14 protein-coding genes are annotated in these 14,989 nt (G+C 28.5%); 1 reads left to right on the top strand and 13 read right to left on the bottom strand.

Translation table 11 applies throughout. The annotated features are described in order from the left end of the window. Positions 1 to 4: 4 nt before the first annotated feature. The 10 genes from RSD37_RS07635 to RSD37_RS07590 all read right to left on the bottom strand — a co-directional run bounded on the left by RSD37_RS07635 (position 5) and on the right by RSD37_RS07590 (position 9,376). The gene (locus tag RSD37_RS07635; RefSeq protein WP_346946125.1) at positions 5 to 313 is read right to left on the bottom strand and encodes a V-type ATP synthase subunit F; all 309 of its coding nucleotides are present in this window, start codon (positions 311 to 313) and stop codon (positions 5 to 7) included. Then, positions 306 to 1,307 carry a V-type ATP synthase subunit C gene (locus RSD37_RS07630; RefSeq protein WP_346946124.1) on the bottom strand — a complete coding sequence of 334 codons (1,002 nt, stop codon included), beginning with the start codon at positions 1,305 to 1,307 and terminating at the stop codon, positions 306 to 308. The genes RSD37_RS07635 and RSD37_RS07630 overlap by 8 nt, the downstream gene beginning before the upstream one ends. 12 nt (positions 1,308 to 1,319) lie before the next feature. Continuing rightward, positions 1,320 to 1,925 carry a V-type ATP synthase subunit E family protein gene (locus tag RSD37_RS07625; protein WP_346946123.1) on the bottom strand — a complete coding sequence of 202 codons (606 nt, stop codon included), beginning with the start codon at positions 1,923 to 1,925 and terminating at the stop codon, positions 1,320 to 1,322. A 17-nt stretch (positions 1,926 to 1,942) separates the two neighbouring features. Beyond that, positions 1,943 to 2,416: a V-type ATP synthase subunit K gene (locus tag RSD37_RS07620; protein ID WP_346946122.1), complete on the bottom strand. Its 474-nt coding sequence runs from the start codon at positions 2,414 to 2,416 to the stop codon at positions 1,943 to 1,945. A gap of 13 nt (positions 2,417 to 2,429) precedes the next feature. Next, entirely contained in the window at positions 2,430 to 4,400 is a 1,971-nt protein-coding gene (locus tag RSD37_RS07615) for a V-type ATP synthase subunit I (protein ID WP_346946121.1), read from the bottom strand. Further along, entirely contained in the window at positions 4,387 to 4,713 is a 327-nt protein-coding gene (locus RSD37_RS07610) for a V-type ATP synthase subunit H (RefSeq protein ID WP_346946120.1), read from the bottom strand. Before RSD37_RS07610 ends, RSD37_RS07615 begins: the two co-directional genes overlap by 14 nt. 260 nt (positions 4,714 to 4,973) lie before the next feature. After that, complete coding sequence (locus tag RSD37_RS07605; RefSeq protein ID WP_346946119.1) at positions 4,974 to 6,692, bottom strand: radical SAM protein; 1,719 nt, start codon at positions 6,690 to 6,692, stop codon at positions 4,974 to 4,976. 7 nt (positions 6,693 to 6,699) lie between these two features. Beyond that, positions 6,700 to 7,203, bottom strand: a complete 504-nt coding sequence (locus tag RSD37_RS07600; protein WP_346946118.1) for a hypothetical protein — start codon at positions 7,201 to 7,203, stop codon at positions 6,700 to 6,702. Positions 7,204 to 7,325: 122 nt separating this feature from the next. Next, the gene (locus RSD37_RS07595; RefSeq protein WP_346946117.1) at positions 7,326 to 8,045 is read right to left on the bottom strand and encodes a zinc dependent phospholipase C family protein; all 720 of its coding nucleotides are present in this window, start codon (positions 8,043 to 8,045) and stop codon (positions 7,326 to 7,328) included. A 137-nt stretch (positions 8,046 to 8,182) separates the two neighbouring features. Beyond that, positions 8,183 to 9,376 (bottom strand): hypothetical protein, encoded by a 1,194-nt coding sequence (locus tag RSD37_RS07590; RefSeq protein ID WP_346946116.1) that lies wholly within the window; start codon positions 9,374 to 9,376, stop codon positions 8,183 to 8,185. A gap of 166 nt (positions 9,377 to 9,542) precedes the next feature. Between RSD37_RS07590 and spoVB the strand changes: the two genes are divergently transcribed. Further along, complete coding sequence (spoVB, locus tag RSD37_RS07585) at positions 9,543 to 11,045, top strand: stage V sporulation protein B (RefSeq protein ID WP_346946115.1); 1,503 nt, start codon at positions 9,543 to 9,545, stop codon at positions 11,043 to 11,045. A gap of 30 nt (positions 11,046 to 11,075) precedes the next feature. On the opposite strand, the gene RSD37_RS07580 is transcribed toward spoVB, so the two are convergent. From RSD37_RS07580 to RSD37_RS07570, 3 genes are read right to left on the bottom strand one after another with little or no spacing between them, the layout of a single operon-like run. After that, the gene (locus tag RSD37_RS07580) at positions 11,076 to 12,701 is read right to left on the bottom strand and encodes a polysaccharide biosynthesis protein (RefSeq protein ID WP_346946114.1); all 1,626 of its coding nucleotides are present in this window, start codon (positions 12,699 to 12,701) and stop codon (positions 11,076 to 11,078) included. Positions 12,702 to 12,730: 29 nt separating this feature from the next. After that, the gene (locus tag RSD37_RS07575; protein WP_346946113.1) at positions 12,731 to 13,687 is read right to left on the bottom strand and encodes an RluA family pseudouridine synthase; all 957 of its coding nucleotides are present in this window, start codon (positions 13,685 to 13,687) and stop codon (positions 12,731 to 12,733) included. Positions 13,688 to 13,707: 20 nt separating this feature from the next. After that, positions 13,708 to 14,895 carry a M20 family metallopeptidase gene (locus RSD37_RS07570; protein WP_346946112.1) on the bottom strand — a complete coding sequence of 396 codons (1,188 nt, stop codon included), beginning with the start codon at positions 14,893 to 14,895 and terminating at the stop codon, positions 13,708 to 13,710. Positions 14,896 to 14,989 lie beyond the last annotated feature (94 nt).

Here is a 14,989-nt window from a genome sequence, read left to right as displayed (position 1 = left end):
CTTTCTATAAGATATTTACCCCTACAGCCTTTTCTACATTATCACTGATTCTCTGTTTGCCTATATTTAATGTACCTTGATTGCTAGGTATTAAAATAATTGCAGGTATAAGTTTTTTATTATACCTCTCAATAGTATCTTCTAAGTGTTGAGCCAATTGCTCAGTTAAAAATATTACAGCATAATTTTCAAAAGCCATTTTATCTATAATTTTTCTAGCTTCTTCTGCTTCTACGGCTGGATAAACATCAATACCTAAGGCTTTAAATGCTAGTATAGAATCTTTATCACCAACTACACCTATTTTATGCATACAGCTCACGCAACCTTTCTCTTATAACTTCGGTATTAACCTTATTAATCTTACCTACCATTATAATTCTAATTATCTTTATTTCAGTTTCTTTTGCAATAATATATGCAATAATAGGTTCTGGTCCAAAGTTTACGCGTTTAGCACCTCTTGCATGTTCAATAGTATAATTGTCATATAGTACATCTAACGATGAAATATTTCCAGTAGATGTATATTCTTCTAAAATGGAATGTAATACCTTAAAATAAGGTGTTCTAGAAATTTTACTTGTAAAGTTCTCTAATGATTCATTTAATCCATTTATAAATAACTCCTCTTTAATAGTTCCTCCACTTATTAGTACACTTTCTAAAAATCTTCTATCTTTATTTTGTTTTTTAACCCTAAGCATTGTTTTTATATTAGTTATATCTATAGATTGAGTTACATACTCTGTAATAAAGTTAATTTCAATATTCTTAGCTATTTCTAACATATCTTGAAACATATATTTATCTAAAAGAGTATCTATTACTTGAGGATCAGCATTCTTATTAAATTCCTCTTCTACCTTTGTAATAATTCCTCCAATATGTTTACCTAAAGGTTTTAATTCACTTGATAATATACAACTTTTCAAAGATTCTAACTGTATAGTGCCAATGGGAATTAAAATGCTAGAAAGATCTTTTCTCAATGCCTTTGCCTTTATTAAAACTTTTATATTATGATAATCATACCTTAAGCTCATTACATCTATAACTTCTTTTATCGGAGATATTTTATATAAATTAATATAAAGATTAACCAGTTCTTCCTTAAGGATTTTTTCATAGTTGTAAACTGAATCTAGATTATTTATTAATTCTGCATAGGTAGTTTCTTGTAATATCTTCAAAACCTCTTCTGAACTTTCACTATCTAGTAATCTTTCAACTTTATTCTTATCAAGGAGTCTTTTTTCAATAACCCTTAATCGAGCTACAACATGGGTAAAATCCATTCTGTCCATTTAAATACCTCCTTACTTTTCTAAAAACAATATTTTTCCAACCTCATATTCTAATTCATATCGAAGGGAATCTACTAATTCATCAAAAGAATTATTAATTTCAATTCCATTCTTCGTTATTATGAATCCACTATTAATAGGATAATTTTTGTTACTGAAGGTTAATTCCCCTAATTTTTTAGCATCTAAAAGACCATTGTTTATCAACTTTAAAAAGTCATCTGGTAATTTAGCTTTATCTTCGTTGCTTATTATTATTTCCTCATCACCTTCAATATCTAAAGTCATAATGGCATTCTTCATAAATTCACTAAACTCTTTTGGACCCATAGCTTTTAGCTTCTCTTTTGCAACTTCAAATACTTTACCAATAACCAGTTGCTTAGCTTGTAGTTTGTTATTTCTTATTTCGAGTTCAGTTTTTGAAACAATTCTATCTTTAATAGACTTGCTTTCCAAGGTTGATTTTTCTAAAATAGAAGAAGCTTTTCTCTTTGCTTCTTCTATTTTGTTTTTTATTAATATATCAGCCTTCACTTTAGCTTCATTTAAAATCTCTGTTTTCTTTACTTCCGCATCCCCTATAATTTTAGAAGTAAGATTATCTAAATTAGACATATTTTTCACTTCCTTAATTAAAAGTTACCACTCATTACTAGTAATAAAGACATTACGAATCCTAATAATGCATAGGTTTCAACCATAACAGTTAAGATTATACCTTTTGTATTGTGTTCTGGTCTCTTAGCAAGTATTTGTACTGCGGCTGCCGCTGTTTTAGCTTGTGATATTGCTGATTTCCATCCTGCAAATGCTATTGGAAGGCATGCTGCAAATAAGTAGAATCCAGATGCTAAAGACATATCTGGTGTTAATTGAAGTGATACTAAAAGTGCTATAACAAATCCGTATAACCCTTGTGTACCTGGAAGTAATTGAAGAATTAAGGCTTTACCAAACTTATCTGGTTCTTCTGCTAAAAGTCCTGTAGCTGCTTCACCAACTATACCAACACCCTTTGCTGATCCTATTCCTGGTAAAGCTGCTGCAAGGGCAACACCCATTGTTCCAATAACTATTCCACCGTATAGTTCTAAAAATTCCATCATAATAATATTCCTCCTAATTTTTCTCTTTTAATATTTTAAAGTACTTAGAATTATATTTCAAAGGTTGGAAGGCATTACCTCCGCCCTCATAAAACTTTCCGAAGTATTCAAGGTATTGTAATCTGCTTGTATGAACATATGAACCAAGCGCATTAATAAATAAGTTAAATACGTGTCCAAAAACAAAAATTATTACTCCAAATATTACAGTTGCCCATGATGTAGAAACCATATCTACCATAATATTAAAGGCATAGGCTATAAATCCAGTTGCAAGTCCTAATGCTGCAAGTCTTGTATAGGATACTAAGTCACCTACGTAAGATGTAATACCATATAAAGAATATAAACCTTGACCTAGCTTTCCACCAACTGATTCTTCCTTACGACCATGTGTAAGAACAATTCCTATCATTCCAACAATAGTTGCATACTTTGCTACATTAACTCCAATAGTTGCAATTCCTAGAGTCTCAGCATACCCAAAGCCACCTAAAGCCCATATAATAGCTCCTGTAAGAGTTAAATACCATAATCCTACATCTAAAATAGCTCCTATGACATCTTTATCTCTTATTTGCATATAAGCCTTTATTCCAAGACCTACATATATTTGAATTAGTCCCATAACAACAGATACAATCATAAGTAAACTAACATCATCTGCTGGATTCATCCAGAGTGGTTTTATACCTAAGAAATCACCAAAGTAACTTCCATACATTATTCCCCAGAATATAGTTGATATACTAAGTAAAAAGAACATTTTCACTGACTTTCGCATATCATCATCTAGGTTAAATCTAGTAAGAGCTATCAATGTACCTACAAACATTACAAATCCATAACCTGCATCTGATAGCATCATTCCAAAGAAGAAAATATAAAATGGTGCAAACAGTGGTGTTGGATCTATTTCTTTATATTTAGGTACACTGTACATAGATGTAATCGCTTCAAAGGGTTCAAATACTGTATTATTTTCAAGTTTTACTGGAACATCATCACCATCGGCAGATTTTGACTCAAGGTAGTAATTATCACCTACCGTATTTTTAAGCATATCTTCTAACTCTTCATGTAATACTGTTGGATAATACCCTTCTATTGCAATAATATTTTTACTTCTCAGAAAATTCTCCGTAGATTCTAATCTTGAAAGCAAACAATTATAGAATTCATAAATTGCTTTAAATTCTTCTAATTGCATTGTATAAGTTTTAATACTCTCTATAATAGATTCATTTTCATTTTTTATCAAATCTATTATCTGCCCATATTCTTTTATAATATCTTTAGGTATTCCTTCGCAATGAATATCAACTTTAGCAAAGTTATAAATCTTCAATAGCTGTTCTACACTTATGACATCATTTTTTTGAACTATTACCATTATGTAGCTATTTTTACCATTACTACTTATATTTTCGAAATAACAATTTTCAATGGTTTCTTCAAGATTTAGTTGAAGTTTATCAACGTTCACCTTAGTAACCTCACCTAATATTACTTCCGTAGACTTTAAATCTCTTACGTCCTTTAAAGCTACATCTAAGTTTATCCAAGGGTCTAATTCTAATATATCACCTTTTAACTTAGTTATATGATTTGTATTCTTATTTATCTTATCATTCTTTTGCTTTAATTCCTTATACACATCCTTCCATTTAGATGTGCTTGTGATCTGTTCCAATACATCATAAGTATAAATTCTTTTGCCTTCCTTTAAACTTTTTAATGCATTACTTTTCTCACTAAAGCTACTTAAGAGTTCAATAATAAATTTTACTTTTGATAATTCACCTTCTACTTCCGAAATTTCAATACTTGAATTATCTTTTTTTAATTGATTCAATTCATTAATATCTTGATTATTTAAATCTATAAATTGAACATTTTCAAAAGATTGTAGTTTTTCAAGTAAAGATTTTTTTTTGTTTTCAAAGGCTAAGAGCATAAATTTATTCATTTTAACTATTGCCATTGAACTTCACTATCCTCTCAATTACTAAACTAACAGCTAAATCGATTTTTGATTGAGGTGTATTTAATACTTTATCAACCTCTTTTTCACCATGAATTATAAATGGCTGTGAGTCTTCTTTTCCTTGAATAAGAGCATTTTCTTTCATTTGCTTTGCTTTTAACATGGCGTCTTCAATGATAGTGTTATACTCTTTATCTCCTTCAATTAGTGCAGTATTAATAATTTCTTTGCTCACTTCTACTGCTTTCTCAATTATAGTATTTGCATTAGTTTCTGCTTCTTGTATTTTATTAATTGCTTCTAGTGCCAAAATATCACCACCTTTAAAGATTAAATTAATTTTATAAGTATCACTTATGTAAATGCTATATAAATAAACACATATACTTAAATTATATAGCATCTTCGTAAGCGGTATTTAATAACTTATAATATGGAATTAAAGAACATTTTAAATAATATATTAAAATATATTATAACAAATTAAATAATTTGTTCAATATTATATTAGCAAAAATAAAAATTTAATATATTGTACTTTTTAAAATAACAAATATTTAACTTGACTTATTAACGCATAGTAAGTTCATTATTTGGAATAAATATTTTATCTTTGGAATGATTTCCAATAAAGGCTATATAATTGGGTGATTTCTCTATTAATGCATCATTAATGAATTTTTTAATATTATAGTTAAACATAAATACACTTATTTTATTTATGTTTTCTATACAATTATTATCAATAACAATTTGTTTTATTCGCCTTTCCTCACTCTTTATAACATCCATTTTCAAGAAATCAGGTACCCATTTTGTATTATTATGTGAAAAATATTCATATCTAATGATGTCCAATAGCAATTCTTCATTTCCTGCTTTAATAAATTTATTAAATTCAACAAAGAAATAGTAATAATCAACAGCAGCTATGTTTCGTTTAAAGTACCCTTTTCTATCAAAGAATTTTGATAGTTCATAATAAAACTCAAATATATCTTCAAATTTTTTACTACTTGAAAAAAATTTGAGTATATTGTAAAATTTACCACTATTGAGATATTTATCTACCATATGTTCAATTTTCTTTAAAATAATTAATTCATCGTAACTTATATCTTTAGTTTTTAATATTTCATATGGTGGATATGGTGAATATATCATTCCCCATGCTTCGCTTTCTTCTCTCATCTGAGAACCTTTTAAAAGCTTTAAAAAACCTAATTGAAGCTCCTTTGGACTTATTTCATAAACTTCATTAAATGACCTCCTAAATGAATTAAAATCTTCTCCAGGTAATCCAGCTATAAGATCTAAATGTTGTTTTATATTATTTAGTTTATTTAACTCTAATACCTTTTCCTTTATTGTTGAAAATTTAATACTTCTATTTATGTTATTTAGTATTTCATTGTTTGTAGTTTGTACCCCTACTTCAAACTGAAACATTCCGTTAGGCGCTTCACGTAATATATCTACCGACTCATTGCTAAATAGGTCAGCCGATACTTCAAAATGAAAACATGTTTCTCCACCATTTTCAATTAAGTAATTCCATATTGCATTAGCAAAAACTTTATTGCAGTTAAAAGTCCTATCTACAAATTTTACCAATTTAACCTTTTTATCTATAAAAAATTGTAATTCATTTAAAACTCTCTCCAATTCCAAGAACCTTACTCCATGAGTAGTAGATGATAAACAGTATTTGCAGTTAAATGGACATCCCCTTGAACCTTCATAGTATACTATTTTATTTTTTAAATCATCGTCTATACCATAAGGGAAAACTATATTATTCATATTCATTAATGGTCTTTTACCACCATAGTAAACACGACCTTCGTCTTTTGAATATAATCCTTTTATGTTCTTACAATTAATATAATTTCCATTAATCTTATTATTTATTTTAAAATCGATTAACTCTCTATAGGTTTCTTCACCTTCACCTTCAATAAGATACTCTCCAATATTATTTTCAAGAAACTCAATTGGGCTAAATGAAGTTTCTGGACCACCGTATATAATTTCTATTTTGCTGTCTACAAGCTTTATAAGTGTTGCTACCTTTTTTATAAACTCTATATTCCATATATAACAAGAAAAACCTATAATATCAGGTTTTTCTTGAAGTATATCCTCTACTACACGCTCTTCCCTATCGTTAATTGAAAATTCCATGGTATTACATTGATACTTCATATCCTTTGTATATGCTTTCAAATACCTAACTGCTAGATTACTGTGGATATACTTTGAATTTACTGCGACTAAAACTACTTTCATTATTTTTTTAACATCCTTTCTTTCTACCAACAATTTTAAAGATACCATTTGATGTAATTATTTCTACAATGTCAAAATCATCCTTTAAATTATTTATAATTTTTTCTGGTGTATTATCACTAAGTACATTATATAAATTCACCTTTAAATTTCTTAGTGTTTTATCTGGTAATGAAACTCTTATATTTATATTAGAAACTTGCAATGGTCTTTTTTCTATATCCCATATATATATATATCCATTTTTTCTCATTGACTTATAAATTTTATTAAAAAGATGTTCCCTTTCCTTATTAGATTTAACTTTATTTAAAGAAAAAAATAATATACAGCTATCATAATGCTCTTCTAGTTGACCTTCTTTAGCTAATGCACTTTCAAGATAATCTACATCAATAAAATTATCATAATATTTATTTGTGTTATATATTATGCCCTCATTTTCATAAGTAATATCTAAAACATTTCCTCTAAAGACCTCTTTTTCCAAACTTACAAATAAACTTTCCATAATACACCTCCTATTCAATTATAGTTTTAATATTCTTTAAATATTTACAAATCCCTTTATTTTTTATTATTTATACATAATAAAAGAGCTACTATTTTAAATATAGTAGTTCTTTATTATACTTATAAATTATCTTCTTCCAGTTCTATTTGTTTTACTATTTTATAAAAATCAATCATTAAACCAGCTGTTGTTTTACAAGCCTGAAGTAGTATAACTTCAGACACTTCATTAAATCTTTCTTGTTTAACTTTTATATTTTCAAAGATTCGTTCAGTTTTAACTGCAAATTTAGTGTTTTCGATAATATATTGTTCAGTATTATCGTATCTTATGACATGTTCATCCATCTCAATATAGTATCCACTCAAAACTTTATCAATTATAAAGCTTTCTAATGGCTTATGCCTTTTTAAATTTTTCATTGCATGTGCCGGTACAGTAGAATCTTGCACTAAATGACATGCAGCACCTAATAAGAACATAGCCTTATTAGTTTCTAAATTTATGCCATAAAAAATTGAAGCTTTATAATATTTAATGCATTCTTCTTTAGCATTTGAAAATCCATAAAGGCCTATTCCTTTTTCATAATGATAGAAGTGATTAGTGCTTTTTAAATCTGCATCCGCCCATTTTACTCCTTTATTTAAATCTGAAATATATTTCACAAAGAAATTATATTCTTCAATATACCCATCTGATTTCAATAGTTTAAGAGCTTCCTTATTTATAAATTTGTGGACTATACAATCAGTTCTTTTTATTCTTTTCTTAATAGGATTAGCAACTCTTATTATGGCTTTCATAGTTTTATTATATGTTCTTTCCATCTTCTTCATTTAACTCACCTACAATTTTCTTACGACACTAAAAATAATGTTATTAAATAATATTATACTCTAATTACATATTATTATTTAATAACATTATCATATTATATTGTTGTTGGATATAAATTTATAAAATATTAATCATTTTAATTAGATTTACTTTTTTTAGATATTGTAAACAGAAATCCATGTTTATTGTCTAAAATATAAAATTCATCATTAATTATTTTCATATTTGATACTACGCAATTTTCTTTTAAAGCAATTAATTTTTGTGGAGTACCCTGAATATTACTATATAGTATGCTATTATCTTTAATATCATAAAAATATAAGCATAATATCTTATTTTCATCTATAGCACCGTCATCATCTATCACTATCCACTTTAGAGTATTTAAATCACTATGTTCATATATTGGTGCCGGTGGTATCATCGGATATTTTGCCATTAAAGGAGTATTTACAGTTAAAGATTTACTTTGAAATTTAGGTGAATTTAATGGATCACCTCCTGAGAAATCAGGAAATCCATACCAATAATCTTTCTTTATTTCATAAATATAATCACTATCATTTTCAACTGCCCTTATGCCTCTATTCTCCATACCACCAACTACCGTAAACACCCTTCCATCCGTAGCAATATCCATACCTTTAACATTCCTTATACCCCAAGCAAATGTCTCTATTTTTTTTGTATTTGTATTAAAAATTATAATAGAAGAATTACCTATAGCTTCTCCCTTAATTACTTCATTTTCTGTATTTGAAGTTCCCACTGAAACAAATGCTCCATTTTTGTTTTTATTTAATATAATATCTTTTGGAGATATGTCATGTATATTTTTATTATCATTCAACCATTGATTATCACTACCTACTACTCCTGAGTTAGTAGCTGAACTAATTGATATAAATAAATATTCCTTATATGATTTAATCATAACATCTTTGTAATCTCCATTATTAGGTATACTACCTAAACATTCTTCTACACTCCTATTGGTAATATCAACACTCATTATTTCATTTTTTGTTAAAAAGTATAGTTTATCACCGTTAATTTCAAGACACCTAATATCAAGCTTATCATCTTCAATAAGATTATATGGCTCACCCTCCTTAGGAATACATAGTATTCTGTTAGAAAATGCTAAAAATATGCTTTTTTCATTCATTGTAAAGTCAACGGAATCCTTTAGGCCCTTACACCTTATTTTCATTTCTATTTGTGTATCATTAACTCCTATATCATATATATCGCTTTTTTCTTTGACTATTAGTACAGAACCTATAGATATTACTATTATCAAAATCCATCCTATTATTTTTTTCATAATTCCCCCACATAATTATTACTTTACACTTATATATATTTAATTTGCTTTTATTAAATTACATTAAGTTGACATTAAGTTAAATAATTGATAAAAATAAATACCAATAGAATAATCCATAAATTCCCTTCATAAGTATTATTATATTAATTGGAGGTATATAAAGATGGATAAAGATACTTTTTATAGAGATACATTCGTACTAACTCTTTCTAATATGGCTATGGGTGTATTAAGGTTTATGTTTTCAATTATACTATCAAGACAACTAGGTCCAGAAGGTGTTGGCCTTTATGGTTTAATTATGCCAATATACGACTTATTTTGTTGCCTTGTCTGTGGTGGAATAATCGCGTCAATCTCAAAAGAAACTTCTGCTTGCATAGGTACAAAACGATATGAGGATTTACATAAAACTATTGCTGCTTCCTTAGTTTTTATTATACTTTGGTCAATTTTCATAGCAGGTTTTATGTTCATATCGACTCCACTAATTTGTAATTATATCATCAAAGATTCTAGAGCAATTCAGTCTTTGTGGATAGCATCACCAGCTATAATATTTATAGCTATCTCTTGTGTCTATAAGGGGTATTTTTATGGAGTGTCTGAGGTCATTACACCATCAGTTATAGATATATTAGAAAAAGCTGTTAGAATGATTTTATTAGTAGGTATTATATACTACTTTTCCCTTAAAACTATAGAAAACACAGTAGCTGCTACCTACTTTGCATTTACTATTGGTGAAATAATAAGTTTTGTATTCTTATATATATTTTGCAAACGCAGCAAAAAAAAGATACCTTATACAAATAGTGTACGCACTGAAAATAGCGTCCAATTATTATTTAATGTATTGATAATTGCAGTTCCTCTAGCCATAAATGGTTTTTTAACTACAGCACTTCAGAGTGTATCTACGCTATTAGTTCCAAGGAGGTTAGTTGCAGCTGGCTTTGATTACATAGGAGCACTAGAGGTAATTGGAAAATTCAATGGTATGGCACTAGCAATAGTTTATTTTCCTTTAGTAATAGTTATATCTTTGTCTACGGTAATAATACCTAATATATCTAGAAAGCTAAGCGAGAAGGATTTTTCTAATATAAATTCTAGAGTAAATGAAGTTATTAAAATTTGTTTTATGTTAGGGGTATCGACAGTACTTGTATGCTTTGTATGTCCTGATTTATTAGGAAAACTTTTCTTTGATAGAAGTGATTTAGGAGAATTTATAAAGTTAGCATCTCTTTCCGCTCCATTTATGTATTGTCATTTCTGCACATATAGTATTTTAAATGGTATAGGTAAGCAAAAGGTCATTCTTGTAAGCTCTATTGTCACAGCCCTAATAGAGTTAGTTCTATTATTTATACTTATCGGCATTCCAAGTATTAATATCTATGGATATGGTATATCCATAATTATTACATCTATTATAGGACTTTTAATAAATCTCTATTATATAGGAAAAGTGATAGAACTTTCTCTTCCAATAGGAGAACTTATAATTATGATATTGTTAACTATATTTATATTTATTATCTCAAAGGTATTGAACACTACTATATCCGACTCTGTTATGGTTATAAAGTCTATAATAATTATCACTGTTTCTTTTTCATTGTTCTTTATGTCAAGTATATTAATAAGAAAAAGTTCATAAAAATAGAACCACCTACAAGTGGTTCTATTTTTATCTTAACTTATGGTAAATTTTAACTGGTATAAATTTAATAAATCTATTAGGTAAAGCTCTTAAATCAGCTTTTTTAACACCACCTATAGATATAAGTAATAATAAATATACAAGGGCTGCAATAGCTATTGTTATTACTACCGTAATAACATTTAAAATATATCTATTTAAGATAAAACTAAATATTATATTTATAGTTTTATATGAGAGAATAGTTATAACACCCATACCAAAGCCTGCTATTATCGGTTTAAATCCACAAGGAATCAAACTAATCTTATCTCCTAAAGATTTATTTATCTGATATTGAAATAATATTACCATTATTAAATAACAAACTGCATTACCGAATATGGCACCTAGTATTCCAATACCACTAACAGCTACTAACATATAGTTAACAAAAATTTTAGCTATAATACCCAAGACTGAAAATATGGTTACTATCGTTACCTTCCCCATTCCTTGAAGAATGGATGTTTGCACTAAACTAATTGCATATAATATCAATACCCAAGATCCCCATATTAAAAGTGGTGATACTTCACTGTCATATCCTAGAATTCTTACAATAGGCATTGATAGAACCCCAAGTCCTATTGCACATGGAATAGCTATCATAAATGTAACTCTATATGATGACTTAATACTAAATCTCAGTTTTTTCTTATCATTTAGTGTATTTACTCTCGAAATAGCTGGAAGTAATGATATAGCTAGTGCTCCAATTATAGCCATAGGAATTGAAATAAGAGTATTGTATAAGGATAAGTATCCCCACTGTATATCTACATTTTTTTGACTTAACCCCGTAGATAAAAGCCGTGCTTTTACAGTTTTCAAATCTACAAGGGTTCCTGAGCTTTGGAGCCCCGAACCTATAGTTATAGGAATAGCATATTTTAGTATAGATTTTACAATATCAGTATTACTTAATCTACTTACACCAGACTCATTTTTTTTATACTTAAGACCATCTTTATTTCTATTATATATCCAAATAAAGTATAGTGAAGCTCCAAGAGCTCCAACCACAGTACCAATAGTTCCTCCCGCTGCTCCAAACGGTTTACCTGAACCTACAAGGAGATAAGCACATAACAAGCTAAATATAATATTAAGAGTCTGTTCACCTACAAGAGCTACTGCTGTTGGTGTCATATTTCCTGTGCCTTGAAAATACCCCTTATAAGCGCACATTAAGGATGTAAAGAATATTCCAGGAGCTAACCACCTCATAGATAGTGTTGATTCTATACTGTTAAATGATGCACTTAAAGGAGCTGCACCTACAAACATAAAAATAGATAAAACTAATCCTACTATAATAAGCATAAATCTTGAAGCTTTAAATGTTTTTATTGCATCTTTATAGTTACCTTGTGCTTGAAGTTCTGATACTAGCTTTGCAATAGCCACAGGAATCCCTGCGTTTGCTATTGTATATATATATGTGAAAATTGTATAGGATGAATAGTAAATCCCATATCCCTCTGTACCTAATATATATCTTAGTATTGGAGTATACAGCACTGATAATACCTTTACTGACATCATAGCTATAGTCATAACCATAAACCCCTTGGCTACAGAGTTCTGAGTTAACTCAGTTCTGTCATTCATATTACCCCTCCATTAAAACCCAAATACATCTAAAACTTAAACACATCATTTTTAATCTTTTTTAATACTGGTGGTAAGGACTCAGCAATAGTTTTATTTTTCATGTATTCAAGTTCCTCTGAATTAGACTTAAATATAACCTTATAAGCATATAAAAATTGATAATCCAGTCCATATCTATTTATAAAAAAGCTATTAAGCTTTTTATCTCCATACTTTAAATCTCCTACTATTGGATTTCCTAGTTCAGCTAAATGAGCTCTTAACTGATGGCTTCTTCCAGTAAGTAGATTGATTTCTATAAGTGAGAATGTACCACAACTTTGTATGTTTTTAACTTCCATTGCAATTTCTTTACTATTAGGTACTTCCTTTGGGTATACCTTAGATATATTAGCATCCTCATTCTTAAGTATATATCCTGTATATACTCCATCCTTAATTCTACCTTTTACCAGTGACATATAATATTTTTCTATACTTCTTTCTCTTATAGCTTCATTAAGAACTTTTAAATACTTAAAATTCTTTCCGAACATAACTACTCCCGAGGTATTTCTATCTAATCTGTTGCAAGATGCTGGTGTAAATGTTATCTCTTTTTCAGGTTCATAATCTCCCTTATCGTATAAGTATGAAAGTACATAATCTGTTAGTGTATTTTCTCCATTTTTAGTATCACTATGAACTAAAAGATTAGGCCATTTTTCTACCATAAGAATATTCTCATCTTCATAGGTTATCTTTAAAATACTATTCTCTATACGTTTGAATTCTTTCTTCTCTCCACTAGTTTTAATATATCTAATCTCTATATTGTCGCCTTGTTCTAAAACATATTGTTCCTTTATTTTCTTGCCATTTACTCTTATATCACCTTTTCTAAAACTTTTGTAAATAGCACTTAATGGAACATCCTTTAATAACTTCCTAAGAAATTTGTCACACCTTTGACCTGCTTCGTTGGATCCTATTTCTATATTCATATTTTCCTCCATTTTATCTCTTATCGTATTTTATTTAGATAGTTTATAGCCATTGTACAATGAGTTGCAACTCCTACTTGTAAACATTTTTCATCAATATCAAATAAACTACTATGAAGAGGATGAATTATTCCTTTATTTCTATTTCCACACCCTAGTTGATAAAACATAGCTGGTGTTTCTAATGAAAAATATGAGAAGCTTTCAACTCCCATTGTAGGCTCATGTAACAGCTTAACTTTATCATCTCCCAATAAAGCTTTTATTTCATTTTGAAAAATATCAAATATGTGATCATCATTATAAAGGCATGGATAGCTTTCATCTATTACAATCTCACATCTTCCCCGCAAGCTTTCAACTTGAAGTTCCACAATTTGTACTAATCTTGATTTTATATATTCTCTATCTTCTATGTTCATAGTTCTAATTATCCCTGTTATAGTAACTTTATCTGGTATTATATTTGATGCTGTTCCACCATTTATTGTTCCAATAGTTATAACTGCTGGAGATACAGGACTAGTTTCTCTACTAACTAAAATTTGAAGGGAATTTATAACTTGACACGCAATTATTATCGGATCTACCCCTTTGTGTGGACTAGCTCCGTGAGCTCCCTTACCCAATATACTTATAGTAAATGGATTCGATGCTGCATATGCAACTCCACGCTTTACACCTATTGTTCCTACTTCTAAACTTTCATCTACATGACACCCTATTATTGCATCTACATGTGGATTTTCTAATACTCCTTCTTTAATCATGATTTTAGCTCCACCTGATGTCTCCTCTGCTGGCTCAAAAATAAACTTTATATTTCCCTTAATCTCTTTTCTATGTTTATTTAATAGTTTTGCCGCTCCTAACACCATAGTCATATGAGCATCATGTCCACACCCATGCATTTTACCTATTGTTTTAGATGAATAGGCATTATTTGTCTTATCATCTAGAGGTAGTGCATCCATATCACATCTTATTGCAATTGTTTTTTCATTTTTATCTTCAGCTTCTCCATAAATATTAGCTACTATACCAGTTTTAGCACAACTATAAAATTCGATCTTTTCATTATTCAAAAACTTCTTTATCATTTCAGAAGTTTCATATAAGTCAAAATCTAATTCTGGATTTCTATGAAATTCTCTTCTAATCTGAATCAGTTCTTGATTTATTTCTTCAGCCTCACAGATAAAATTCATTTTATTCCTCCTATAGAAATTAATCCTATTTGATTATATATAAAAAAATAATAGACATAAAGCCTATTATATATCAAACTATAATGTTACCTCT

The sequence above is a fragment of the Clostridium sp. genome (assembly GCF_036646415.1).
Taxonomy (GTDB): Bacteria; Bacillota; Clostridia; order Clostridiales; family Clostridiaceae; genus Clostridium_J.
Note: the sequence above shows the minus strand (reverse complement) of the source record. Positions and strands in the feature narration are given on the sequence as shown.

Excerpts from the sequence above, each read along its gene's own strand:
- RSD37_RS07635 (WP_346946125.1), bottom strand. The coding sequence starts at position 313 with ATGCATAAAATAGGTGTAGTTGGTGATAAAGATTCTATACTAGCATTT.
- RSD37_RS07630 (WP_346946124.1), bottom strand. The coding sequence starts at position 1,307 with ATGGACAGAATGGATTTTACCCATGTTGTAGCTCGATTAAGGGTTATT.
- RSD37_RS07625 (WP_346946123.1), bottom strand. The coding sequence starts at position 1,925 with ATGTCTAATTTAGATAATCTTACTTCTAAAATTATAGGGGATGCGGAA.
- RSD37_RS07620 (WP_346946122.1), bottom strand. The coding sequence starts at position 2,416 with ATGATGGAATTTTTAGAACTATACGGTGGAATAGTTATTGGAACAATG.
- RSD37_RS07615 (WP_346946121.1), bottom strand. The coding sequence starts at position 4,400 with ATGGCAATAGTTAAAATGAATAAATTTATGCTCTTAGCCTTTGAAAAC.
- RSD37_RS07605 (WP_346946119.1), bottom strand. The coding sequence starts at position 6,692 with ATGAAAGTAGTTTTAGTCGCAGTAAATTCAAAGTATATCCACAGTAAT.
- RSD37_RS07600 (WP_346946118.1), bottom strand. The coding sequence starts at position 7,203 with ATGGAAAGTTTATTTGTAAGTTTGGAAAAAGAGGTCTTTAGAGGAAAT.
- RSD37_RS07595 (WP_346946117.1), bottom strand. The coding sequence starts at position 8,045 with ATGAAGAAGATGGAAAGAACATATAATAAAACTATGAAAGCCATAATA.
- RSD37_RS07590 (WP_346946116.1), bottom strand. The coding sequence starts at position 9,376 with ATGAAAAAAATAATAGGATGGATTTTGATAATAGTAATATCTATAGGT.
- spoVB (WP_346946115.1), top strand. The coding sequence starts at position 9,543 with ATGGATAAAGATACTTTTTATAGAGATACATTCGTACTAACTCTTTCT.
- RSD37_RS07580 (WP_346946114.1), bottom strand. The coding sequence starts at position 12,701 with ATGAATGACAGAACTGAGTTAACTCAGAACTCTGTAGCCAAGGGGTTT.
- RSD37_RS07575 (WP_346946113.1), bottom strand. The coding sequence starts at position 13,687 with ATGAATATAGAAATAGGATCCAACGAAGCAGGTCAAAGGTGTGACAAA.
- RSD37_RS07570 (WP_346946112.1), bottom strand. The coding sequence starts at position 14,895 with ATGAATTTTATCTGTGAGGCTGAAGAAATAAATCAAGAACTGATTCAG.